27 protein-coding genes are annotated in these 22850 nt (G+C 62.8%); 9 read left to right on the top strand and 18 right to left on the bottom strand.

What is annotated here, in order from left to right; all coding sequences use genetic code 11:
- Nucleotides 1–18 precede the first annotated feature (18 nt).
- The 7 genes from F3H96_RS31655 to F3H96_RS26955 all read right to left on the bottom strand — a co-directional run bounded on the left by F3H96_RS31655 (nt 19) and on the right by F3H96_RS26955 (nt 3598).
- Complete coding sequence (locus F3H96_RS31655) at nt 19–549, bottom strand: hypothetical protein (protein WP_188131550.1); 531 nt, start codon at nt 547–549, stop codon at nt 19–21.
- The gene (locus tag F3H96_RS26935; RefSeq protein WP_149804700.1) at nt 550–909 is read right to left on the bottom strand and encodes a hypothetical protein; all 360 of its coding nucleotides are present in this window, start codon (nt 907–909) and stop codon (nt 550–552) included.
- A 192-nt stretch (nt 910–1101) separates the two neighbouring features.
- A complete protein-coding gene (locus F3H96_RS26940) occupies nt 1102–1302 on the bottom strand; it encodes a hypothetical protein (RefSeq protein WP_149804701.1) in 201 nt (66 codons plus the stop codon).
- Nucleotides 1295–1456 carry a hypothetical protein gene (locus tag F3H96_RS30735; RefSeq protein ID WP_188131551.1) on the bottom strand — a complete coding sequence of 54 codons (162 nt, stop codon included), beginning with the start codon at nt 1454–1456 and terminating at the stop codon, nt 1295–1297. Before F3H96_RS30735 ends, F3H96_RS26940 begins: the two co-directional genes overlap by 8 nt.
- Nucleotides 1453–2769, bottom strand: a complete 1317-nt coding sequence (locus F3H96_RS26945; RefSeq protein ID WP_149804702.1) for a hypothetical protein — start codon at nt 2767–2769, stop codon at nt 1453–1455. The genes F3H96_RS30735 and F3H96_RS26945 overlap by 4 nt, the downstream gene beginning before the upstream one ends.
- A gap of 14 nt (nt 2770–2783) precedes the next feature.
- Nucleotides 2784–3044: a hypothetical protein gene (locus F3H96_RS26950; protein ID WP_149804703.1), complete on the bottom strand. Its 261-nt coding sequence runs from the start codon at nt 3042–3044 to the stop codon at nt 2784–2786.
- On the bottom strand, nt 3041–3598 hold the full coding sequence (locus F3H96_RS26955; protein ID WP_149804704.1) for a hypothetical protein: 558 nt from the start codon (nt 3596–3598) through the stop codon (nt 3041–3043). The genes F3H96_RS26950 and F3H96_RS26955 overlap by 4 nt, the downstream gene beginning before the upstream one ends.
- 76 nt (nt 3599–3674) lie before the next feature.
- On the opposite strand from F3H96_RS26955, the gene F3H96_RS26960 reads away from it, so the two are divergent.
- Both F3H96_RS26960 and F3H96_RS26965 read left to right on the top strand, forming a co-directional pair.
- The gene (locus F3H96_RS26960; RefSeq protein ID WP_149804705.1) at nt 3675–3887 is read left to right on the top strand and encodes a hypothetical protein; all 213 of its coding nucleotides are present in this window, start codon (nt 3675–3677) and stop codon (nt 3885–3887) included.
- A 12-nt stretch (nt 3888–3899) separates the two neighbouring features.
- Complete coding sequence (locus F3H96_RS26965) at nt 3900–4160, top strand: hypothetical protein (protein WP_149804706.1); 261 nt, start codon at nt 3900–3902, stop codon at nt 4158–4160.
- A gap of 131 nt (nt 4161–4291) precedes the next feature.
- On the opposite strand, the gene F3H96_RS26970 is transcribed toward F3H96_RS26965, so the two are convergent.
- From F3H96_RS26970 to F3H96_RS26995, 6 genes are all read right to left on the bottom strand, one after another.
- Nucleotides 4292–4579: a DUF6074 family protein gene (locus F3H96_RS26970; RefSeq protein WP_149804707.1), complete on the bottom strand. Its 288-nt coding sequence runs from the start codon at nt 4577–4579 to the stop codon at nt 4292–4294.
- Nucleotides 4576–5391 carry a hypothetical protein gene (locus F3H96_RS26975; RefSeq protein ID WP_149804708.1) on the bottom strand — a complete coding sequence of 272 codons (816 nt, stop codon included), beginning with the start codon at nt 5389–5391 and terminating at the stop codon, nt 4576–4578. Before F3H96_RS26975 ends, F3H96_RS26970 begins: the two co-directional genes overlap by 4 nt.
- Before the next feature lie 220 nt (nt 5392–5611).
- Nucleotides 5612–5824: a helix-turn-helix domain-containing protein gene (locus tag F3H96_RS26980; protein ID WP_244620166.1), complete on the bottom strand. Its 213-nt coding sequence runs from the start codon at nt 5822–5824 to the stop codon at nt 5612–5614.
- Nucleotides 5825–6165: 341 nt separating this feature from the next.
- Nucleotides 6166–7539, bottom strand: coding sequence for a tyrosine-type recombinase/integrase (locus F3H96_RS26985; protein WP_149804709.1), 1374 nt, complete (start codon nt 7537–7539; stop codon nt 6166–6168).
- A gap of 855 nt (nt 7540–8394) precedes the next feature.
- Complete coding sequence (locus tag F3H96_RS26990; RefSeq protein WP_149804710.1) at nt 8395–8898, bottom strand: hypothetical protein; 504 nt, start codon at nt 8896–8898, stop codon at nt 8395–8397.
- Nucleotides 8899–9138: 240 nt separating this feature from the next.
- Nucleotides 9139–9309 (bottom strand): Flp family type IVb pilin, encoded by a 171-nt coding sequence (locus F3H96_RS26995; protein WP_149804711.1) that lies wholly within the window; start codon nt 9307–9309, stop codon nt 9139–9141.
- Between the two features lie 252 nt (nt 9310–9561).
- Here F3H96_RS26995 and F3H96_RS27000 point away from each other — a divergent pair, with 252 nt between their 5' ends.
- Nucleotides 9562–9867, top strand: coding sequence for a hypothetical protein (locus F3H96_RS27000; protein ID WP_149804734.1), 306 nt, complete (start codon nt 9562–9564; stop codon nt 9865–9867).
- 1296 nt (nt 9868–11163) lie between these two features.
- On the opposite strand, the gene F3H96_RS27005 is transcribed toward F3H96_RS27000, so the two are convergent.
- The 3 genes from F3H96_RS27005 to F3H96_RS27015 all read right to left on the bottom strand — a co-directional run bounded on the left by F3H96_RS27005 (nt 11164) and on the right by F3H96_RS27015 (nt 13538).
- Nucleotides 11164–11457, bottom strand: coding sequence for a hypothetical protein (locus F3H96_RS27005; protein ID WP_149804712.1), 294 nt, complete (start codon nt 11455–11457; stop codon nt 11164–11166).
- Between the two features lie 117 nt (nt 11458–11574).
- Nucleotides 11575–12816 (bottom strand): ATP-binding protein, encoded by a 1242-nt coding sequence (locus F3H96_RS27010; RefSeq protein ID WP_149804713.1) that lies wholly within the window; start codon nt 12814–12816, stop codon nt 11575–11577.
- Complete coding sequence (locus F3H96_RS27015; protein WP_149804714.1) at nt 12813–13538, bottom strand: response regulator; 726 nt, start codon at nt 13536–13538, stop codon at nt 12813–12815. Before F3H96_RS27015 ends, F3H96_RS27010 begins: the two co-directional genes overlap by 4 nt.
- Nucleotides 13539–13750: 212 nt before the next feature.
- Between F3H96_RS27015 and F3H96_RS27020 the strand changes: the two genes are divergently transcribed.
- The 6 genes from F3H96_RS27020 (at nt 13751) to F3H96_RS27045 (ending at nt 21828) form a co-directional block, all read left to right on the top strand.
- The gene (locus tag F3H96_RS27020) at nt 13751–14422 is read left to right on the top strand and encodes a hypothetical protein (protein WP_149804715.1); all 672 of its coding nucleotides are present in this window, start codon (nt 13751–13753) and stop codon (nt 14420–14422) included.
- A gap of 110 nt (nt 14423–14532) precedes the next feature.
- Nucleotides 14533–14721: a hypothetical protein gene (locus F3H96_RS27025; RefSeq protein ID WP_149804716.1), complete on the top strand. Its 189-nt coding sequence runs from the start codon at nt 14533–14535 to the stop codon at nt 14719–14721.
- A gap of 366 nt (nt 14722–15087) precedes the next feature.
- Entirely contained in the window at nt 15088–16374 is a 1287-nt protein-coding gene (locus F3H96_RS27030) for an efflux RND transporter periplasmic adaptor subunit (RefSeq protein WP_149804717.1), read from the top strand.
- 4 nt (nt 16375–16378) lie between these two features.
- Nucleotides 16379–19534 (top strand): efflux RND transporter permease subunit, encoded by a 3156-nt coding sequence (locus F3H96_RS27035; protein ID WP_149804718.1) that lies wholly within the window; start codon nt 16379–16381, stop codon nt 19532–19534.
- Between the two features lie 11 nt (nt 19535–19545).
- Entirely contained in the window at nt 19546–21039 is a 1494-nt protein-coding gene (locus tag F3H96_RS27040) for an efflux transporter outer membrane subunit (protein WP_149804719.1), read from the top strand.
- A 102-nt stretch (nt 21040–21141) separates the two neighbouring features.
- Complete coding sequence (locus F3H96_RS27045) at nt 21142–21828, top strand: aspartyl/asparaginyl beta-hydroxylase domain-containing protein (RefSeq protein ID WP_149804720.1); 687 nt, start codon at nt 21142–21144, stop codon at nt 21826–21828.
- Nucleotides 21829–21928: 100 nt separating this feature from the next.
- On the opposite strand, the gene F3H96_RS27050 is transcribed toward F3H96_RS27045, so the two are convergent.
- Both F3H96_RS27050 and F3H96_RS27055 read right to left on the bottom strand, forming a co-directional pair.
- The gene (locus tag F3H96_RS27050) at nt 21929–22234 is read right to left on the bottom strand and encodes a DUF982 domain-containing protein (protein ID WP_149804721.1); all 306 of its coding nucleotides are present in this window, start codon (nt 22232–22234) and stop codon (nt 21929–21931) included.
- Between the two features lie 286 nt (nt 22235–22520).
- Nucleotides 22521–22757 carry a hypothetical protein gene (locus F3H96_RS27055; protein WP_149804722.1) on the bottom strand — a complete coding sequence of 79 codons (237 nt, stop codon included), beginning with the start codon at nt 22755–22757 and terminating at the stop codon, nt 22521–22523.
- Nucleotides 22758–22850 lie beyond the last annotated feature (93 nt).

The following is a 22850-nucleotide window of genomic DNA, read 5'->3' on the forward strand; positions in this document are numbered from 1 at the left end:
CTATGGGCATGCTGCCAATTAGGGCGGCGGCGAAACACACTCAGGTGGGGGAGGAGGACTGACCAAAATGTCGAATAGAGAAATCGGAACATCCCGTTCGCTCGGGATGCGTGTCGCCGATCTAAGAGCCAAGATGCAGGACGCCAAGATTACCGAGCATGAGATTAAGATCTTCCAGAGGGTCGCGGCCATCATGGGGCGCGGCGAAGGCGCCTTGCGCATCGACGCTGATGATCTGATCGCCGCGTCCTTTCTCACCGAGATGATGGGCGAACCGACGCCGAATTGATAGCGCGTTCCGCCGCGCATGACAAACGCGGGCGGCAGCATTGAAAGAGCCCGCCTGCCAAGGTGCCAAACGGGCTCTTTATCGAGCGTGGGCCTCGGTGACGTCTGGGCCTTGAGGCTTTCGGCGCGCGGCCCTTTGATCTTCTGCGGGAAGAAATAGGCGATCGCCAGATTGATGCCGATGCCGACGGCCGTGGTGACGATGGAGCCGAGCAGACCGCCGCCAACGGCGGCACCGGCGAGAGGCGCTATGAAGGCCATCTATGCCGTCCGTGCTGCTGCACTGTACTCGGCGGCCGTCTTTTGCTTTTGCTGGAGGCGGAGCAATTCCTCGAGACGATGCGCCTTGTCGATCGAGGCGTTGATCTGGTTATTCAACGAAATGACCAGGCCGACGTCCTTGGCGCGCATCGCGGCGCGCATCAGCCGGCGCATTCCGGTGATCCTGCCCCGAATGTCGACAAGGTCGCCGAGCCGATGCAGTTCGACGTCCGTCGCGAAGCCTTTCCAGCCGTTTTCGAGCGCCAAAAGAGCGGAATATTCGCGTTTTTGAGTGGTATTCATCCACGTTGGGGCGGCAGGAATGGCGGATTTCCGGGCTTTTGCGGGCGATTTGGTCATCTACCGGCCCTCAAATTCGCCTGCCGGAAGAAAAAACGCGCGAATGAGAGCCCCAGCGGTCAGAGAGGTAGAACGCAACCCAAAAGTGCAACCCCCGCCCCGGTTGTGGTTGCATGTTGGCGACGGCCACCGCAAGCGTCCTGAACGCGCCGCAGCCGTCGCCGTATCGGATGACCGGCGCTTCATCCAATCTCATTGTGGGTTCCATGTCGGCGCGTCCGGTTCGCTAAACCGACGATATAACACGCTGCGGATAAGCCCCATTTCACGCTCGTTGGGCAGTCTTCCCATAAAATCGAACAGTTCGAGCAGGATCTGATCGACAGCTTCTTGGATTTGCTCCATCTGCTCAGGCGTGACGTATTGTTCGTCGTCGATCCGGCGGCTATTCATCGGTCTTCACCTTCGGCTTTTTGCCGCTGAGCTTCTCTTGACTCGCCTTGTACCGTTCAAATTTCTTGGCGCCATAGATTGCCTTGACCAATGCGTCGCGCTCGGTGGGCGTTTGCGGGCTACGGTGAAAGACCGTCGGTTTCTTCGGGGTCATTCTTCAACCTGCTCTTTTTCGAACTCGACAACTCGGCCCTGCGCATCGTGTTTGGTGACGACGGTTCGTTCGATCTTTCTGGGCTTCCTCGGTTCGTTGCCGGTAATCCGCTTGCCGGCCGTGTCGCGCTGCGGCAATGGCACGCCATCTGCTTTTGCACACAGGGTGAAAACCCTGTTCCCATCGCCAGGCTCCACGCCGGTGGTATCCAGGTTCGCATGCCACAGGCACCCTTTGTGGGTGACGAGCGAGCCGCTCGAATAGCGGACCTGCTTTTGAAAAACGCCGAGATACTTGACGCCGACAACGACGCCGCTTTCGAGATCGGCGATGCGCCTATCGAGAAGCTTGGCGATCGTTTGCAGTTGCCTCAAGGTGGACATCGTGGAAGCGTCGGAAACCGCAGCTTCTTGGTGCGAAAACAGGCTGTTCGGCCCGACATCGATTTCGCTCATCGTCCGCGCGATGGTATCCATGTAAAAATCGAGCAGGTGACTGTGCGAGGCGAGCACCTGGTTGACGTCGGTGAGACTGTCCATGTCAGGCTCGGGGAGATTTTTGACCTGCCACGCCGGCGCCGCATGCTTCTGTTGAGCAACAGCAGCAGCCGGTGTGGGTGTGAGGTCGATACCGGTCTCGACCGCGATCTGCTTGGCGACTAGCTCAGCGCGCTCTGCATCTACCTTCTGAATCTGCAGGTCCATGGCGTCGCGTACAGCGCCGATATGCGACCATTTCTTGTCGACAAACTTTTTGTGAAGCCGGTCCAGGTCGTGCAGCCGGTCGCGGATCTGCTTGAGATCGAAAGCCCGGATTTCATCTGGCGTCATCCACCGCGGTTGCGGCATCGGCTCTACCAAGGCAACCTCGCTCACGGGATGCTCGCGATCGGCTGCAAGGATCGTGGCGTGGGGATTGTTGTTCATGCCGCGCGGCGCAACGGATATTTCGGTCAGTTCCCAGCGTCGGGCGAGGTACGTCCCATCCGCAAGTTGTTCGATCTGATCCATGCCCTTGCTTCCGACCGATGCCGTCGTCAGCTCGTTTCGCTGGATGCGCGCGAACGTCTCGGCATCGTCGACCCTGGCACGAAAATGAAGCTTGTTGCCTTTTTTCCAAACGTCCAGAATCTCGCCAATCTGGCGTGTCCTGTCGTGTTCGAGATAGAGCGGTAGGCGCTTATCCTGCGACCACCACACGCCGGCCGGATCGAGCCTATCAGTGTCGCCGTCGAGAGGCCGCGCATCGCTGGACGCAATGCCCTCGATAATCGACTCAGCGTCGTGCAAAATCTTGAGCGTCTTCCGTGCCAAGGCGGCGTGTTCCTTCAGGTTGATTTGGGTAGAGTACCGGAAGCAAAAAGCGCGCGGCGTTGCGCCGCAACATTTTCGTAGGCGGCCGGCCTGGTCTCATCCGCGATCCAGCGCTGAAGCGCCGCCGGGATGGCTTCGCGATCGTTGGCGTCTTTCAGGTAGCCGGCAACGACAAGGAACGCCGGCACCTCGACATCGTGGATATCGATCATTACCGGCATGAGTCCCTTGTGACGCCGCTCGCGTGTCCGGCGCATTCGCTCGGCCGGGCTCATTCGCGCGGCTCCCAAGGCTTCTCCAGGCCACTTGCCAGGGCCTGGCGCGCGGTCGCCGCTCGCTCTGGCCGATAGCGTGACTGCGAGGTCAGACGCAGTGCCCTGGCCGTCGCCAGAGCACCCCGAACCTCTCGATCACGAATCGCGGTCAGCTTTGCGAGCCGATCAATCCCGCCGTCGACCTTTAGCCAGTCGAAGGTAAATCGATCGATCTCACGGGAGATAAACCGCCCGGTTGCGACGTGCCGGCAGTGCGCGGCGAGCACATCGTGCATTTCGCGCGGCACGAAGTCCGCCGGCAGGGTTGCGACGATGGTCCGCCATATCTCGGCGGCTTCGTCGGACAGGTCATAGGGTGCGTCAGGCGCCGGTGCCGCCATGGTCGCGATGGCGATCGATGCCAGTTCGCTTGAAGATTTCCGGCCGCGCTTCATTTGCCCGACCTCAAAAATTGTCCTCGTTTTGCCAAAGAACGGAGCCCAGCGGTCGGCGCCGGCGTTGTTGCGTCGATTGCTGACCTCGCCCCCTTGGTCATGGAAAGGATCCAGTGACAAGCGGCCGCACCATCGGAACGAATTGTGTAAGTGACGATTTTCTAATGGAAGGGGCAAACCGAAAGGATGCCGAACAATGATTGAGCTTACGGACTTGGAGATGGCCGCCGCCAGGCAGCGCGCGAAGCGTGCCGAACGCTCCCTCAAGCAGGCAACAGCCCTGCTCGACGATAACCACGGTCTGGCGATCAGCCTTGCACTTTGCAGCCGGATACGAGCCGGCCAAGCGAGAGCGAAGGCCGCCAAGCGGCGGCTGCTGAAGATTGTACCGCCGACAACCTCTCACTGAAGGGCCAGCACCATGAGGATGCTGTTCGAACCGCTTAACTCTGACGGGCACTTGCGCAGCCTGGTTTACCACGACGCCCGCCTGCAAATGCTGCATGACCGAGTGATCAAGCGTTTCGACAAGGTCGAGGATGCGGCCGAACGGGTTCAAGCCGCCGCGGAACTGTTGGTCGAAGCCTATGTGAGAACGGTGCCGTTGCCTTCATTCGGCGCGACCTTCGGGCCAGCGCTTCCAGTATTCGCGCTCGAGCACCGCGGCCACGGCGTCAACTGATGCCGAGCGCGGCGCGTTATGCGCGGCCTGGTGCTCCTGCAGGAACTGCGCCTCGTCCATACGCTCCACGGCCTCGGCAAGGCAGGCTAGGGCCTGATCGATCCATGTGGCGGCGGAGCGGTAGGCTGGCGTCATGCGGCATCCCCGCCGGGCCGGTGCGCGGCGTGCCATTCATCCCAAGTGAGACGCTGGAGCTCGCCATGCACGTCCAAAGCAAACTGGTCGATCTCCGCCTGCATCTCGGCGCCGACGATGCCCTTGCGGGTCAGTTCTGACTGCAGAAAGCGCATCCTCTCCCGCCACAGCCGATCGGCTGCCCGACCTTGTACATGCTGAAGTTCGCGCGCTGTCCGGCGGATAAGCGCCTGCAACGGGTTGCCCGGGAACACGATTACGATGGAAATCTGTTCGCCCTTCATGCTGCCGCTCCGATATCTTTGTCGCTCCTCCCAAGAGGCGCCGCCCCTTGGCACCCCGTTGGGGACTCAGTCCCCAAACCCCCGCGCCCGGCCTTGCCGGTCGATGGTCGCTTTGAGGCAATGACGGGGACGGGTGGAATCTGTGAGACAGGTGTGTCGCTACTTGGAAGAATACCTTCTATTCGCGACGGACTTGTCTCACGCAGCCGATACCATTTGGCTCGGCTCATGTTTTCAGCCTCCCACGGCTTCAGGCGAGACAGCGAATGCGAAGCCAGATAGGAGGCGCGATCCACCTTGCCGGCCGCCCGCCGCTTCTCCTCGATCCGGGCCCGGTCGCGATCGTTCTTCCGCTGCTTCGTTAACCGCTTTCGATCCTCCAAGGTCAAATCGCAGGCGCCGATGGTCTTCAGCTTCAGGCGCGTCCGTTCGGTCATGGTGACCATCAGCATCCCGGCAACGCCGTTTGCGCTCATCATGTGTCGCCGCTTGGCCGCCGCGGCGGAGATACGGGCGATGAGTTCAGCCGGTGCCCATGGTGCCCACCGCTTGCACCAAGCCCTCATGTCCTGGCCGGTGCGCGAGAACGCCGCGGCGCGGATGTAGACGTCGGCGTCGTCCGTTTCCGGCACCATTCCGCCATGCCTGGCTTTGATAAGCTTCTCGACCTCTCGGAGGCGAATCAGCGCCGGCGAGGTCTTCCAATCGGCCCGCCGCGCGCGCTTTCGGACAGGCTTCTCCTTCAAGATCACACCCCCGAGCATCACCTGCTCGGAGCCATCCTTGTTAACCTGCCGACGAGCGTTGTTCATTCGTGGTGAAACCCGGCACCTCGAAACGCTTCATCGGCTCTGAGGATTTCAGCCGCAATGTCCAGGCCCCTGGCCATTGTCAGGATAGGGCACCCCGGAAATCGGTGGTCAATCGAGGCTTCCAAAGAGTCGGGTATTTGTTCAGCAGGGAAGCCCAGAAGCCGCCATGCCCGCAAATGCTCCTCCACAACGAAACGTGCGATGTCTGAGGGTGTGGCTGTCATGCGGCCCTCCCCTCTGGCAATGCGTCACGCCACGCAGCCGCATCCTTAGCAAGGATGATGGTGCGGCGGCCGACCTTCCTGCACTTCAAACGGCCGGACGCAATTTCCTCATAGACCAGCGACCGACCAATACCATGGTCGGCGCCGAATTCCGGGATCGTGTAGGCGGCTTTCTCTCCGCCTGCTGCACTTCCAACCACCTCGCTCATCTTCGCTCCTTTCCGAACTTCGAGGCATAAAAAAAGACCGCGCCGAACCCCACGCTGAGTGGGAATCCGGCACGGTCTTTCGGATTAGTTTCGACTGGGTAAGGCTGCTTTCCCGGCCTCTCTCGGCCCCTAGGAAATGCGCGCTGTTTCAGGTTCCGTGCGAACCCTTTGGCTGTCAATATTCCAGTCGTATCTTGTGATAGACAGGTTCGTCGGGCGACACACAGGAGCCAATAGACTCCCCTCAAGCGCGACTAGCTGCGATCTCTGACAACAGAATCTACTCTGTTTTCCTTCGTTCGCAAGAGTCCGCACGCCTCCGTCAATGGCTTTCGCACAGACTATGCGGTCTTCAGCACGGTCACGTTGCTGCCTTCCTGCGGCACCAACGGCACCACGGCTGCGGCGGCAAGGTCTTCCAGGCCATCGGCTATCCATCGCCCATAGTGCCTTTCGATCATTGGCACCGACGTGTCGTGCAAAGCCGCCACGAGGCGAATGGGAAGGTTTGCACGGATGCCCCGGATGATCGAACTGTGCCGCAACGCATAGGGGATCAGCGACGGGAGTTTCGCTCGGGCTCGGATGTCATGCCATGGCCGTTGCAACTCGGCAGCGACCTGCCAAGGGCCTCGCCCGGCGCGCTCCCATCCGCCGCCTGGAATTTGCTTGCTGCGCCACCGCTCCAAGAGGGTTTCTTCATTGCCGCGGCCGGTCGTCGCCGGCAGAAGTGCGTCCATAACATCCTTGCCCACTGGCACCGGCACGCTGGCAATCTTGCCGCCCCTGCCCTTCCGAGAGCTTGGAACCATCAGGCGGCTTTGCGCGCGCTGCACGTCCCCGACCTTCATGCGGGCGATCTGAGAGAAGCGCGCACCGGTTGCGGCTAACAAGACAACGAACCGGAACAGGTCGCCATCCCAATTCAGATCGGCATCGACGACGCGCGCGGCGGCGAGGATGGCGCCGACTTGCGGGGCGGAAAGGATCTGATTGTCTCGGGCGAGCGGTGCGGCCTCGTCGGTGTCCATCTTTTCGGCCTTGAGGCCATGCTTGATGATCGCCGGCAGCGTCGGTTCCAGTCGTTCGCGATGCACGGCATAGGCACCGTTGAGAGCGGCCTTAAGGTCGTTGATGAGGCGCTGCTCCGTCGTGCTCTTCAACTCGGCTGGCAGGCCCTTACGCCATTCCAGCAGGTCGCTTTCCTTCAAGGCATATAGCCCGATCGATGCCAGCGCCGACGCAGGGACAGCCTCTTGCTTGCCGCGCTTGTCTTGCCCGAGAACATACCGCCGGAGGCGCTGGCTCGCGTCTGAGTGCACCGCGCGACCTTTCCTGCGGCTATCCCGTGCATCTCGATCAGCAATGTAGGTTTCGACGGCGAGGCGCACTGTCAGCACTGGACCGGCAGCGGCGGCCTTTGCTTCTTGTCTGGCCCTAGCGACGATCTGGCGTCCCTGTGCCTCTGCCTGGGCAAATGTCAGCAAGCCATCGGCCGGCTTGTCGTTGACATCGTTGGCGGAACCAACAGGTGCCTGCAGGTAGTTGGCGCCCTCGCCGTGGTTGCGCCACCTTGCGAACCAGACACCGCCGCGCTTCCCCTTGCGATACCAAATCGCGGCATCGGCATCGAGCCGGCGAGCGTACTCCCCGGCCGCCAGTTTCGAGCGAGCGCTTGCCGTCGTGATCGCGGCTTCCTTGAGGGTCTTGGCCATGGTGTTTCCGCCTTCGAGAATTGGAAGATGTCGAATATACGTCGAATATACGTCCGTGTACACTGGCGGACGCTAGAACACACAACCCTTGCAAAATATGGATTTATGCGGACAGTGGCGGACGCAACTTTCTCGAAAAGTCAGCCCTTTCACGGCGGTAACAGGGGTTCGATTCCCCTTGGGCGTACCAGGCAAATCAAGCACCTAACTCGCATCGCACCAGACCTGTCCAATTTTTGGCCAATATCGGTGCCGAATCGACGCTGGGCCGATCGGGGGCGGGTACGGTGACAAAGGCGGTTGTCGAGCTTATCTCGGCGCCTTGGCTGGCAGCCTACCAACGCTATTTCTCTTTTGGCGGCGCCGTCCTCGGCTCGGGTTTGAATGCGGCCAGCCGAGCAACTAGGCCAGATCCGTCACCCTGACCTTTCAGTTTATCGTCGATCGCGTCTCACCGGCCAGCCGACCTGCTCCCTGCCTCCGGAACGTGTCAGCAGAGATGGGCCTTCATCGCCTCGCCGGTCATGATGAACTTCGCCACACAGACGCGTTCTTGGCCGCCATCGTAACCCCGTTGGTTGGTATAGTAAGACACGCGGAACAGGTTCGCCGCAATCTCTCGACGCGCGCCACACCCTGCCCAAACGTATCGAGAATCACGACAGGCTCTACCATGTCGCTCATGAAGATGCCTCGCCGTTGGCAAGATAGGAAGCGATCAAGGCCGCGCGGGTCGTCGTCTTATGGCAATGTGCCAAGTCATAGCGGCGAAGCAACTCGGCTAGCGAAACCGTGCCAGCCCGCACATGGCTCCGCCGCCAAGTCGGTATCAGCAGGTTTGTCATGTTTTCATCCTCAACTGATGCGTTGGCCGCAACTCGCGTTGAAATCGCTCTCCAGCGTCAGAGCGGAAACTTTCCGGCCGCGATACTCAGACGTGATGCGAAGCCATCGCTCGCCGTTTCGATCATGCTCAGGCGCATGCTCTACGAAAACTTTTTCCTCGTGCACGCCGCTGTGTAGCGCGCGATACCAGCCGTCACCCTCGAACTTTGTTGTGATCGTGAAAGCGCCGATCATTAACCCGCAGGGCAAATCGACAGTGGACTTGATCGTCCAATCATAGATATTCGGATCAAGGGCTTCTGCTGCGGCTTTCAATTTGGCCAAAGCGGCCTGTGAGCGGTCGTTCGGCGATGCCGCAGCAGGCGCCGGCAGAGCCGCTGCTGCGTTCCCCACGGGCGGAATAGCGCCAATCGCACCAACCAGCATGGAGCGGCTGGAAAGCCGCCCGGCGTTCTGGATTTCCTCGGCAGTGGCCAAAGCTTCGCCATCCACCGGAATCGATGATTTCGGCATTTCACTTTCCTCATTGCCTGAGGTTGATTTGGCGGCATCTCCGACTTCGCCACGGCGCCCAGGTCCCGCCAATGGAGATCTTCCGCTCACCAGGGAATCCGGGCAAATCAAAATGTCAGGTCATGCCCGATATCCACACAATTGCCCAGATGCGCTGCCTGGTGCAACGTCATGCAAATTGCATGGCATTGTCGGCCAAACGGTCCTTGCCACTACCGCGCTGGCGAGCGTCGCGGCACCTCACAGAGCGTTGTTCAACGTATTGGAAATCGATATGAACTGGGCATTCAGCGCGCCGCCCAATGAGGTCGCGCCCACCATGATCCCCAGCGCAATGAGCGCCGCGATCAAACCATATTCGATTGCCGTCGCGCCGGATTCGTCGTGCAGAAATTTCGAAATGAGCGACATTTGCAAGCTCCGCTGCTGCTGCCTGCAAAGCATTAGCTCTCCCTAATTTCTTTCGAGTAAACGAACAGCGTTGGCTTTTAACTGACCCTTTGCCCGCGGCCGGCCCGGCCCGGCAGTCCATAGCGGCTGTCGGGCCGCTATGGACAACGCGTCCAGCCCTTCCGCTGCTCTGGCGTCAGCGTAGGGAAGGTTCCGGTCAGTTACATTAGCATCATCTTGACGAAGGCTTTCACCGCGCCAGACTCGTTGCCTATGGCGAAAGGCAGCATCAATGTCGGCGACGAGGTCGCCATCACCGCGACTGTGCTCCGGCGGGTCACCGAAGACCGCGTCAGCGTCTCAATTCCGTCGTATGGGTTTCCGCATTCGATCATCGATCGAACATCGAAGGTGAAGAAAGGCCAGCCGATGGAACTCGTCGGCAACGTCACTCACGTCGATGGTGATTTGGTGACGGTCAACTTTGGCGTTCCGGTGACGGTGAACATGGACACCTTGCGGCTGGTGACAGCCTATGTGCCGAAGCGGAAGACGCCGCAAGTGGATAAGCCGTCATGACGAGGCTCAGCGATTTGGATCCGCAGACCTTGACGGCTAGCCGGAGGCATCGCTCACGGCGCCGATCTTTTTCATGGTTGCTAATTTAACCAATCGTTGACCGCGCTGTCCTATTCTGAGACAGCGCGGTCGTAGTTAAGGCAACATCTGGCTGCGCAGGCGGCTCCGGCACCCCAGCACCCCTGCCGCACTGTCGGAGCCGCCACTCTCTCTTATTTACCAGCAATGGTTGAATCAACGGTTACCACACGTGCTTTCTATTGCGCTTCACCCGATCGTCAGACTTTAACGGATTAGCCTGTCTACAGACTGTTCCATCTCGATACGGTGACAACACGGGAGAGAGCCAGACCTTGAGGGCGGGGTCCTGGCTCTCGGGCCGGCCCTAAGCCAACCCCGGCGCTATGCCCCGTCGGGGGCTTTGCGCCGTCCACTCACCCAACTTCAGCAAACGCTAATTTGTTCCTTGACGTTGTTCCCGGAACCGCTCGAAAATCGCCAGCTTCTCCCCGTAGCCCAGCCGCAAGTTTTGCTGGCACCTGTCGCAGGTGAACCACGTGATACTCTTGATCCAAGAGCCCTTTCGCACCAATGTCGCCTGGCAGTGCGGGCACTTGAACGTCAGATCCTTATCGAGCAACCGTTTGGATAATCCCATCCATCTCTCCCAAAGATGGATTGGCCACGCAAGTTCGTTGCCAGCTCTTTTGTCCTGAAACGAGATGGCAAGCGGCGGTCTTCAACCGGTTGCGCCACTTGTCGAAGCAACACCCACCACATCGCAGGAAGTGGCATCAACAACCTGGGCGGGTGGAAACCTGCTGTTAACGCCATTCACGGCTGACGGTATGCCGGCCTCGGCCCGAAAGTGTAAGTTCCACCTGCTTCAGCCGCGGAGGCAGGGATGAACTTGCTTCGGATAGCGCTCTTGTGCTCGGCCATGACCGGTCTGGCAGGCGTACAGGCCGTTCACGCGGATGATCAGCCTGCCCAGGCGAACGGCCAAGCAACGACGAAACAGCCGCCGGCAATTCATTGCGAAGGGCAAAATTGCTTGCCGCCGGCCGAGGATCCTGTGCTTGACTGCAAAGGCCCGGACTGCACACCGGCTCCGGCGACCGACCAGACGCCGGCTCCGCAGGTTCAGAAGGTCAAGTGAGTGCCCGCTGCCGGTTCCGCAAGCAGGAGTCCGCGGCCTCTGCCAGGCGGGGTTGCGTGGCCGATTGATGCATGTCGCTCCGAAGTGTGCAGCGGTTTTGGGACAACGACCTGCATCAAAACAAAGACTGGCCTCGGTCAATTCGGAACCATTGACGACGGCTGCTCGCACCGATAAACCATGCATCGACCGTCACTGACCGGGACATAGTCGACCATCGGCACGTAGGGTGCATCGCAGTCATTGCCGAATTGGCGGACATAGCGATCGTAGGTGTTCGGTCCGGTGCTGAGCACCACCGCATGCCGGCTCTGGATCAGCGACCGGGTCTGCTCGCACGTCATCTTGCGCGTGTCGGGACGGGCGTCGGCGAAGTTTGTAGCAGCAATGATCATCGCTGCCGCGCAAAACATAGTCTTGCGTATGGGCATGTGGCATCCTCGCAAAAACATCCTCGCCAAAATCGCATCTTGTGGCGCCGTTCCGCAATGGTCGCGATGCAGCGAGCTGTGTCGACCCCAAAAGCCGCGTCCCTTCCGGGCGATGAATTAGGCGGTTGCAAACACCACCGTCTGCAGCAATCCCCCTCTCGGCCTGTTCTCCAGCGTGATCGTTCCTCCGTAGCGCTCGATGATCTCCTTGGCGATGGCAAGGCCAAGGCCGGCCCCTGGAATGAATTGCGTGCGCGCCGGATCGACACGGAAAAAAGGCTCGAACGCCTTGTTGAGAAGATCCGCCGGAATGCCGGGCCCGCGGTCGGCGATGGTGAGAACCGCCCGGCCGCGCTGCGTGGCGAGCGAAACGATGCAGCCCTTGCCGTGCGTCGCCGCATTCACGATCAGGTTGCGCAGCGCGCGCCGCATGCCGAGCGCGCCGGCTTTCACCGAGACCTCGTCCAGATGGTCGATCGATACGGCATGGCCGAGCGACACCATCTCGACCTCGATATCGCGGACCAGCCGGTCCAACTCCAGCGGCTCGACCGCATCCTGGTTGACCTCCTCGCGCACCAGGCGAATGGCGCTGTCGGCGATGCGGTCGAGCTCGTCGAGGTCGCTCAGCCATTTCTCGCGATCCTCGTCGAGGAATTCCGCCCTGAGCCGCATCCTGGTCATCGGCGTCCGCAAATCATGGCCGGCGGCCGCTACCAGGCGCATGCGGCTTTCCATGGCCGTCTGCAACCGTGACGAAAGCTGGTTCAGCGCATGTGCCGTCGCCTTGACCTCGGCCGAGCCCACTTCCGGCACCGCCGCCAGCATGCCGTCCGAACCGATCTTGGACACCGCCGCCTCCAGCATCTCGAGCGGCCGGATCAGCACGGCGGTGAAATAGACCGAGACGGCCGTTGCCCCAGCCACGATCAGTGAGATCCAGCCGGCGAGCACCAGCCATTCGCGCCTTGGCGGCCTGACGTGGGGAACCTCCACGATGGCCCATCGATTGTCGGGCAGGCGCACCGATGCCAGCTGGCCCGGTTCGCCCACTCTTTCATTGACGACCGCCGAAACGTCGAACCCCCTGCGGCGCAACAGGTCGTTGAGCATCGCCGTTTGCGGGCGATCGATCGGGCCGGCGGCCGGCTGGTCGCTGAATTCGACCCGCAGGACGTCCGGAAGCACGCCGGCCGGCAGCCGCAGCACCAGTTCCATCTGCTGGGCAACCCAGGGCACAGTCAGTTCCGGCGGCGGGCCTCCGCCTCGAACACTAAGGACCGCGGCCGTCGCCAGGCCGACGACGCCGACAATCGATGCGACCAGCAGGACGATCAGCCGCCGGCGCAGCGACGTCATGGGTCGATATCCGTCGTCTCGACACGCGCGGTGAGCTGATAGCCGCCATTGCGCACGGTCTTGAACAGGGAAGCCTCGCCCGCCTCGGCGAATTTCCGCCGCAGCCGGCTCATCAGCACGTCGACGGAACGCTCCAGCGGGTCGCGCTCGCGCCCTTGCGTCAGGTCGAGCAGCTGGTCGCGCGACAGCAGCCTGCCCGGCCGGTCGAGGAAGACCTGCAGCAGGTCGAATTCGGCGCCGGTGAGTTCGATCGCGGCACCCTCGACATCCATCACCTTGCGCGTGTCCGGTTCCAGCCGATATCCGGCGAAACGATAGACCCGCACCTTGGCCGGCGCCGCCTCTTCCGGCGCCGAGCGCCTCAGCACCGCGCGGATGCGGGCAGAAAGCTCGCGCGGGTTGAACGGCTTGCCGAGATAGTCGTCGGCGCCAAGCTCCAGCCCGATGATACGGTCCACGTCTTCCTTCAGCGCGGTGAGCAGGATGACCGGGATGTGCGGCTTGCGATCGCGCAGCGAGCGGCAGATGTCGAGCCCCGACCCGTCGGGCAGCATGACGTCGAGCACGATGAGGTCGAACTGCCCGGAGCCAAGCCTCTGCTCGCACTCGCGCCGGTCCGCCGCCACCGACACGCGAAATCCCTGCCCGTCGAGATAGCGCCCGAGTAGCGTCCTGATCTCGCGATCGTCGTCGACGACGAGGATGTGGGTTTGTGCCTGCATTCTTCGCCCGCTTGCCCTTTCATCCGCGATTATAGGGAGCGACGCCGCCGAGCGGCATGGAAAATTGCAACGGAACGTTTCCGCATGGCGGGCGGAAACATTCGGAAACAAATTTCCTTTTTCCGGAAACCTTCGGCAACGCGCCGAAGCGAAGCGGCAAAAGACGCTTCCTATCCTCCCGCCATCCGAAGCACGCAGGAAAGGATCACGTCATGCGAAGCAGACTTTTGGCGCTCGGCCTGTTCTCGGTCGCAGCCATCCATCCGGTGTTCGCCGCGCAGCCGGAGCCCGGCGCCGCGCCCGGGGAGGAGCCCCCGGCAATCGGCCGGCAGGACGACGCGGGCCCAGGTCCGATGCCGTGGCACGGCCCGCGCTGGGCGATGCGGCATGGACCCCAGGACTTCGGCCCTCGCCGCATGGGCCCGCCTCCAGAATTTCTTGCTGCCCGGCTCGCCGCGCTCGAAACCCGGATCGGCATCCGTTCCGAGCAGCTCGACGCATGGCGTGACTATACCAGCGCGCTGCAAGCGGTACTGGCGCCGCCGCCGCGGCCCGATTTCGGCCCGCCCGGCCGGGCGCCCGACGATGCGGATGCCGGCGGCAAGTCCGATCAGGCAAAGCGTGACCCCTTCGCCTTCCAGGAGAGGCTCGCCGACGAGGTCACCAAACGCGCTGCCTCCGCCGCCAAGCTCAAGGACGCCATCGCGGTGCTGCGCACCAGACTGACGCCCGAACAGCTCGAGATTCTTGCTTCGGCGGATCGGCCGCACGGCCCGCCCCCCGGTCCATGGGGTGATCCGCCGGATTCAGTCGACCCCGGAGGTCTGCCGGATCACGGCGGACAGCTCCCTCCACCCCTACCCCGGAGTGGCGAGCAACTCTGACCGACTGCACCGGCCGGCCCCCTGACCCACCCGTTCAAGGGCCGGCCGGTTCTTGATGCAATGGCAGCGCCTCGCGTGGCGGCGGTTTCGCAAGGCGAATGGAGAGCACCATGTGGGAAGCTCTGATGATGCTGCGCCTGATCGTAGCCGCGGCCCCGGGCCTCACGATCGGACGCCGCGTTCCAACCTTTGCGCCGCCCGCATTCAAAGACGCGACCCGGCTGAGTTTCGCCGGCTATCGCCTCTCACTCCCGACCCTGCCGGCAAACCTCGAGAACCATGATCAGAAGATCGCATAAGTCCGGTTTCTCAGGCAGAAACCCGCCTCGCAATCGTCGCTGTGTGCCGGCGGCCGGCGAAGCAATTGGCTTATTGTGGTGGATCGGCATACTGATGCCCGTGGGCACCGGGGCCGTGCATTCGATCTCTTCGTCGAGTGGACATCCGGCCGCGAAGAAGGAGCGAGATATGAGCCGCTTCGACGCATTGCTCGACGCCCGCACCCCATGCCCCGTTGCCGTTGCCGCGATCGACGGCGGTTTTCCTCGCCCTTGCGGGCTTGTGCGATGCCTGTCCGACCGGCGCGCTGCGCCAGATGGCGCGGCAGTGCGCCGCCGTCGGCCATCAGGCCGCCACAGCAACTCCAGCGAAAGATGATCCGGGCGATGCGCATTCCATTCACCTCCCAGCCTTTCCTGCCGACACGCCGTCAAGCGACCTTAGCGGTGTTGGGCGCTGCAATTTTCGTGGCCGCCTGTTCGCAGGAAAAGAGCCAGGTTCCGCCCGGCATGGGTGGCGTCGGCAGGCCGCAGGTCGGCGTCGTCACGCTGCATCCGCAATCGGTAGCGATCACCGCCGAGCTGCCCGGCCGCACGGCCGCCTCGCTCATCGCCGAGGTGCGCCCGCAGGTCGACGGCATCATCCGGCAGCGCCTGTTTCAGGAGGGCGCCGAGGTCGTGGCGGGACAGCCGCTCTATCTCATCGATCCGGCGAGCTATCAGGCCGCCTACGACAGCGCCGTCGCGACGCAGCAGAAGGCGGAAGCCGCGGTGCCGACCGCGCAAGCGAAGTTCGACCGCCATTCCGGGCTGCTGAAGCAGAACGTCGTCTCGAAACAGGATTACGACGATGCCGCCGCGACCCTGGCGCAGGCCCAGGCCGATGTCGCGGCGGCCAAGGCCAGTGTCGAGACCGCCCGCATCAGCCTCAACCGCACCTCGATCACCGCGCCGATCGCCGGCCGGATCGACAAATCGACCTTGACGCCCGGCGCGCTGGTCACCGCCAACCAGGAAACGGTGCTGACCACAATTCGCTCGCTCGACCCGATCAATGTCGACGTCACGCAGTCGAGCACCAACCTGCTCAACCTGCGCCAGGCGATCAACGAAGGCCGCCTGAAGTTCAGCGGGACCAATGTCAGCGTCAAGCTGAAGCTCGACAACGGCACAATCTATGCGCAGAACGGTAAGCTGGAATTCGCCGGCGCCAATGTCGACCAGTCGACCGGCACCTTTGCGCTCCGAGCCCAGTTCCCCAATCCCGACCGGCTGCTGCTGCCCGGCATGTATGTGCGCGCCATTGTCGAAGAGGGTGTCGCCCAGAACAGCTTCCTGGTGCCGCAGCGTGGCGTCACCCGCGACCCCAAGGGCCAGGCAACGGCCATGGTGGTCAATGCGCAGGGCAAGGTCGAGCAGCGGACCCTCAGCGTGCGCAACAGCGTCGGCAACAACTGGCTGGTGGATTCCGGCGTCAGCGACGGCGACCGCGTCATCGTCGAGGGCCTGCAGCTGGTGCGCGCCGGCGGCGACGCGACGGCGGTCGAAGTGACGATCGACGAAACGACCGGCGAGATCAAGGACCGCGAGCAGAGCTCTGCCTCGGCAGCACCCGCCGGTGGCAATGCCGCCGGCGCCGCGAAGCAACCAGCCTTTGGCGCAACCGGGAACTGAAACGATGTCGGCTTTCTTCATCAACCGGCCGATCTTCGCCTGGGTGATCGCCATCGTGATCATGCTGGGCGGCCTGCTGGCGCTGCGGTCGCTGCCGATCTCGCAATACCCGCAGATCGCGCCCACCACCGTCAACATCAGCGCCACCTATCCGGGCGCCGATGCCCAGACGGTCGAGAACTCGGTGACCAAGGTCATCGAGCAAGGCATGACCGGCATCGACAATCTCGACTACATGACGGCGACCTCGACCTCGACCGGCCAGGCCTCGATCACGCTGACCTTCACCAGCGCCGCCAATCCCGACACCGCCCAGGTGCAGACACAGAACAAGCTGCAGCTCGTGCAGTCGCAGCTGCCGCAGGTCGTCCAGAGCAACGGCATCACCGTCTCCAAATCCTCGACCGGCTTCCTGATGGTCATCGGCTTCGTCTCCAGCGACGGGAAGATGAACTCGACCGACCTCGCCGACTATGTCGACAGCACCATCAACGACACGCTGAAGCGAGTCGAAGGCGTCGGCTCAACGCAGCTCTTCGGCTCCGGCTATGCGATGCGCATCTGGCTCGACCCCGACAAGCTTGCGCAATACGCGCTGATGCCGAGCGATGTGGCGACGGCGATCGAGGCTCAGAATACGCAGGTTTCGGCCGGCCAGCTCGGCGGGCTTCCAGCGCGCAAGGGCCAGCAGCTCAACGCCACGGTGACGGCGAAGAGCCGGCTGCAGACCGCCGAGCAGTTCCGCAACATCATCCTCAAAAGCAACACCGACGGCTCGCTGGTGCGGCTGAATGACGTCGCCAAGGTCGAGATCGGCGCCGAAAGCTACACCACACAAGCGCACTACAACGGCAAGCCTGCCGCCGGCGTCGCCATCAACCTGGCCACTGGCGCCAACGCCATCAGCACTGCCGAGGCGGTGCGCGCGACCATCAATCGGTTGAGCTCGACCTTCCCGCAAGGCGTCGAGGTGGTCTACCCGTATGACACCTCGCCTTTCGTGCGGCTGTCGATCGAGGAAGTGGTGAAGACGCTGGCCGAAGCGATCGTGCTGGTGTTCCTCGTGATGCTGCTTTTCCTACAAAACCTGCGCGCCACCATCATCCCGACGATCGCGGTGCCGGTGGTGCTGCTCGGCACGTTCGGCGTGCTCTCCTTCTTCGGCTACTCGATCAACACGCTCACCATGTTCGCCATGGTGCTCGCCATCGGCCTGCTCGTCGACGACGCCATCGTCGTGGTCGAGAATGTCGAGCGCGTGATGCAGGAGGAAGGCCTGCCGCCGAAAGAGGCGACGCGCAAATCGATGAACGAGATCACCGGCGCGCTGATCGGCATCGCCACCGTGCTGTCGGCCGTGTTCGTGCCGATGGCCTTCTTCGGCGGTTCCACCGGCATCATCTACCGGCAGTTCTCGGTCACCATCGTCTCCGCGATGGTGCTCTCGGTGCTGGTCGCGCTGGTGCTGACGCCGGCGCTTTGCGCCACGATCCTGCGCCCGGCCAAGGACCATGCGACGCAGAAGGGTCCGTTCGGCTGGTTCAATCGCCTCTTCGATCGCGGCACGATCGCCTATCGCGACGGCTCGCACGCGATCATCAACCGGTCCTGGCGCTTCCTTGCCGTATTCCTGGCCATCGTCATCGCCATGGGCTGGATGTTTGCCCGCCTGCCGAGCTCCTTCCTGCCCGACGAGGACCAGGGCATCCTGATCACCAGCGCATCGCTGCCCGTCGGCGCAACGCAGGATCGTACCGAGCGCGTGCTCGCCCAGGTGACCGACCATTATCTCAACGAAGAGAAGGACGCGGTCGAAGGGGTGTTCACCGCTTCCGGCTTCGGCTTTGGCGGCGCCGGACAGAATGTCGGCATCGCCTTCGTGCGGATGAAGGATTTCGACCAGCGCAAAACGCCGGCCCTGGCTGCGTCGGCGGTCGCGGGCCGCGCCATGGGCGCCTTCGCCAAGATCAGGGACGCGCAGGTCTTCGCGCTCGCCCCGCCCGCCATCCAGGGTTTCGGCAACACCAATGGCTTCGACTTCTACCTGCAGGACGTCAATGGCGCGGGCCATGAGGCACTGATCCAGACGCGCAACCAGTTGCTCGGCCTTGCCGCGAAGAGCAAGCTGCTCGCCAACACGCGGCCCAACGGTCAGGAGGACCAGCCGCAATTTTCGGTCGACATCGACCAGGAAAAGGCGAGCGCGCTGGGCATCAGCCTCGCCGACATCAACAACACGCTTTCGACCGCCTGGGGCAGCGACTACGTCAACGACTTCATCGATCGCGGCCGGGTGAAGCCGGTCTATCTGCAATCGGCCCCGGACTTCCGCATGCAGCCGGAAGATCTCGACAAGTGGCAGGTCCGCAACTCCGGCGGCGCAATGGTGCCGTTCTCGGCCTTCGCCTCCAGCCACTGGACCTACGGCTCGCCCCGGCTCGAACGCTACAATGGCTCTGCAGCGGTCGAGATCCAGGGAGCGGCTGCCGCCGGCCAAAGCTCGGGTGCAGCCATGGACGAGATCGACAGGCTGGTCGCGCAACTGCCCGCCGGGTATTCGCATGAATGGACCGGGCTGTCGCACCAGGAGAGGCTGTCCGGCAATCAGGCGATGTCGCTCTACGCGATTTCGGCGCTGGTCGTCTTCCTCTGCCTTGCCGCGCTCTATGAGAGCTGGTCGATCCCGTTCGCGGTGATGTTGTCGGTGCCGATCGGCATCTTCGGCGCGCTGGCGGCGGCGAGCCTGTTCGGGCAGACCAACGACGTCTATTTCAAGGTCGGGCTGCTGACCACGATCGGTCTCGCAGCCAAGAACGCCATCCTCATCGTCGAGTTCGCGATCGAACGGCAGGCGGCAGGAATGGGATTGGTCGAGGCGACGCTCGAAGCGGCACGACAACGCCTGCGGCCGATCCTGATGACGTCGCTGGCCTTCATCCTCGGTGTCACGCCGCTGGCAATTGCCAACGGAGCGGGCTCGGGCGCGCAGAACTCCGTCGGCATCGGCGTCATGGGCGGCATGATCGCGGCGACCGTGATCGGCGTCTTCCTGGTACCGCTCTTGTTCGTCACGGTGCGCCGCATCTTCAGGGGTAAGGCAGCCAAGCAGCATTCCGGGCAGGATACGGGCGGGAAGTCAGCCACAGCCACTCAGCAATAAGGGTTCCTCATATGACAGGTTTCGGACGCGGTCTGCGGACCGCGAAGAGGCTGCTTTTGCCCGTTTTTGCCGCCGCTCTGCTCGCCGGATGCGTCGTCGGTCCCGACTATCGGACGCCCTTGTTGGCTGTGCCGGCGACCTGGAGCGGCCAGAACGTGACGAAATCGGCGAAGCCGGCGCAGTTGTCGAAATGGTGGCTGAAGCTGCGTGATCCCGAGCTCAACGCGCTCATCGAGGAGGCCGTTGCCGGCAATCTGGATGTGGCGACGGCCAAGGCCAAGATCCGCGAGGCGCGTGCGAGCTATCGCCAATCGGTGGGCACATTGCTCCCATCCGCCGAGGGTTCGGCCTCGGCCACCCGCAACAGGGCCGCGGCTACCAGCTCGGGCACGGCAAACAGCACAACCTATGACCAGTATCAGGCAGGCTTCGATGCCAGCTGGGAACTCGACCTCTTCGGCGCCAACCGCCGGAGCGTCGAGGCCGCAAGCTACGGCTTGGACGCGTCCGAGGAAAACCTGCGCTCGATACTGCTCACCCTGGTCGGCGACGTCGGCTCCAACTACGTCCAGGCGCGCGGCTACCAGACCCGCATGGCGCTTGCCCGGCGCTCGGCCGCGTCGCAAAGGCAGACCGCAGAGCTGACCCGAACGATGGCTCTGGCCGGCACCGCGACGGCGGCGGACGTCGCCAAGGCGATGGGACAGGCAAGCAGCACGGAAGCGGAGATTCCGACGCTGGAGGCGAGCTACGCCGAAGCCGTGCACCGGCTTTCGGTGCTGACGGGCCGGCCGCCGGCCGCCCTTGCCGAGCGGTTGAAGCGCGCGACGCCGATCCCGAGGCCGCGCTTGCCTATTCCGACCGGCATTCCGGCCGACATCCTGTTCGCTCGCCCGGACGTACGCATGGCCGAGCGGCAATATGCTCAGTACACCGCCAGGATCGGCCAGGCCGAGGCGGCGCGCTATCCCAGCGTCAGCCTGACCGGCGACATCAGCACGACGGCTCTCAAGCTCGGCGATCTCGGCAGGAACTCCACCATCGGCTGGTCGTTTGGGCCGTCGCTCAGCGTGCCGTTGTTCAACGCCGAGCGCTTGGAGGCGGCCGTCGATGTCGCCCGCGCCCAGCGGGATCAGTATTTCATTGCCTACAAGGCTTCCGTCCTGACCGCGCTGGAAGATGTCGAGAACGCGCTCGTATCGCTGGCGCAGGAGCGGATAAGGAACCGCAAGCTTGCATCCTCCACGAAGTCCTACGCGGACGCGGCGCAACTGGAGCGCACCCTCTACAAGGCCGGCGAGGCAAGTCTCCTCGACGTGCTGGATGCCGAGCGTTCGGCCTATTCGGCCGAGGACTCGCTGCTGCAAAGCCGGGTGTTGATCACGACGGACTATATAGCCCTCAACAAGGCGCTCGGCGGCGGCTGGGATGGCGCGATGGACACCGCCCGGCTCGAAATCATCGATGTCCGAACCGGTCCGCGCCTGGCGTCGAAGACCCAGTGAGACCCGAGGCCCGATGTCTATTGTCAACCGGTCGAACAAATCTCCGTGAGGGATGTCCGCAAGCAATATCCCACTATATAACAGCGTCGTCGAGGTAATGAGATGTCAAGCGCCTACGATCTTGGAACCGGTCTGGTCCGCCGTATCTACGAACGGCGCATAGATGCACCGGCGATTCTTGATGCCGGCACGCATTTTCCCAATGCGGTGAAGTTCACCGCCGCCTGGCAGGACATCCGCGACGAAGCCCTCGCGGTAAAGCTGAACAAGGTGCCGCGTTTCCACGACATCATGCCCGAGCAAGCCGAAATCTCGGCCAATGACGGTCTCGATTGGCGCATGTTCGTGCTCAAGGCCTATGACATGACGATCCCGGAAAACCTCGCGCGCATGCCCGTGCTGAGCCGGTTGCTCGCCGACTGCCCCGAGGTCAAATCGGCGGCCGTGTCATTCCTGGCCCCGCGCAAGCATATCCCTGCCCACCGAGGACCGTTTCGCGCCATCATGCGGTTCCATCTCGGCCTGGTCATTCCGAAACAGCCCGACGGCCGTCCGGCAACGATCATGATGATCGATCACGAGGAAAGGCGCATCGCCGACGGCGAATGCATGCTGTGGGACGACACTTTCGAGCACGAAGTCATGAACAACTCGGATCAGCCGCGCGTCGCTCTCCTCCTCGACGTCTGGCGTCCTAAGATGCCGCTGGACATGGAAATCCTGTCCCGCGTGATCGTGCGCGGCGTGCAGGTGGGAATGCGCTATCGCGGCGTGTCGTTCGGTGGCTGAACCAGTCGCGATCGACGACCAAATGCATGTCGCCCCAAAGTGCGCACTGGTTTCGGGAGGACGACATGCACGAAAACAAAGACTTGAAGCGCGTCGCGCTTCAAGCTCGCGCCTCGCGATACGACCCTGGCCCCCGGCCACGCTTGGTGGGAAACATCGCGTCCCTCGCCAACAATCCGCTGACGCGACAGAAGGCCACGAACGCGCGGCAGGCCTCCTCGGTGCTGGCCACGTCGACCGTGGCTCCGAAGCAGGCATTGAAGGCTGCGTCATAGATCTTGCCCTGTCGGCGCTTCGGCCAATCCTGCAGGAAATCGAGCGCCTGCTCGACGCTATAGATTTCCTCGACCGGCAGGCCGGGCGCGGGCGTGATGCGCACCGGCACCTCGAATTGCAGTCTGTCCATTCCCTGTCTCCCCAACTGGCGCAGCCCCTAGCAACGCCGCTCGTTGTGAAAAGTTGCTTTGGCGGCGTTCTGCCTCGGGAATGTGACCTCAGTGCGGTAAACGGACATCCCGCCGGTGCGGCGGATCGGCGCCCGCCGCGACCATACCTGTTCTTGGTCGCAGCTGAGGCAAGTCCGGCAAGCGCCGGGGCTGGAAACCTGACTAAGGCCGCCGGATAACCATTGTGTGACAGGGCGACGCAACCCGCGTCGCCCTGTCCCATGCCCCTGTTCCATATCCTTGCCGCTACTGGTTGGCCGGGTCAGTCTCGGCATCATAGGCCATGCGGGTAACCACCATCAGCACATAGGCGGACGGCAGCGCGAAGATGGCGCCGAGCACGATCGCCGCCGTGCCTTCCATCCGAAGGGTGGCGGCAACGGCCCAGTAGACGGTGCCGATGCAGATGACCGCCTGAACCGCCAGAAAGGAGGCCGCGGGGACCACACGCGTGAGTGTCTTGAACGTCTTGATGCGTTGCATTGAACGGAATCCGAACTGACGCGCAGGCGACCGGTGGACGGCCGGCGGCCGTCGCCGGATCGCGACGCGAAGGACTGTTTTTGATTGAAAAAT

It is taken from the genome of Mesorhizobium sp. NFR06 (assembly GCF_900115245.1).
Classification (GTDB): Bacteria; Pseudomonadota; Alphaproteobacteria; order Rhizobiales; family Rhizobiaceae; genus Mesorhizobium.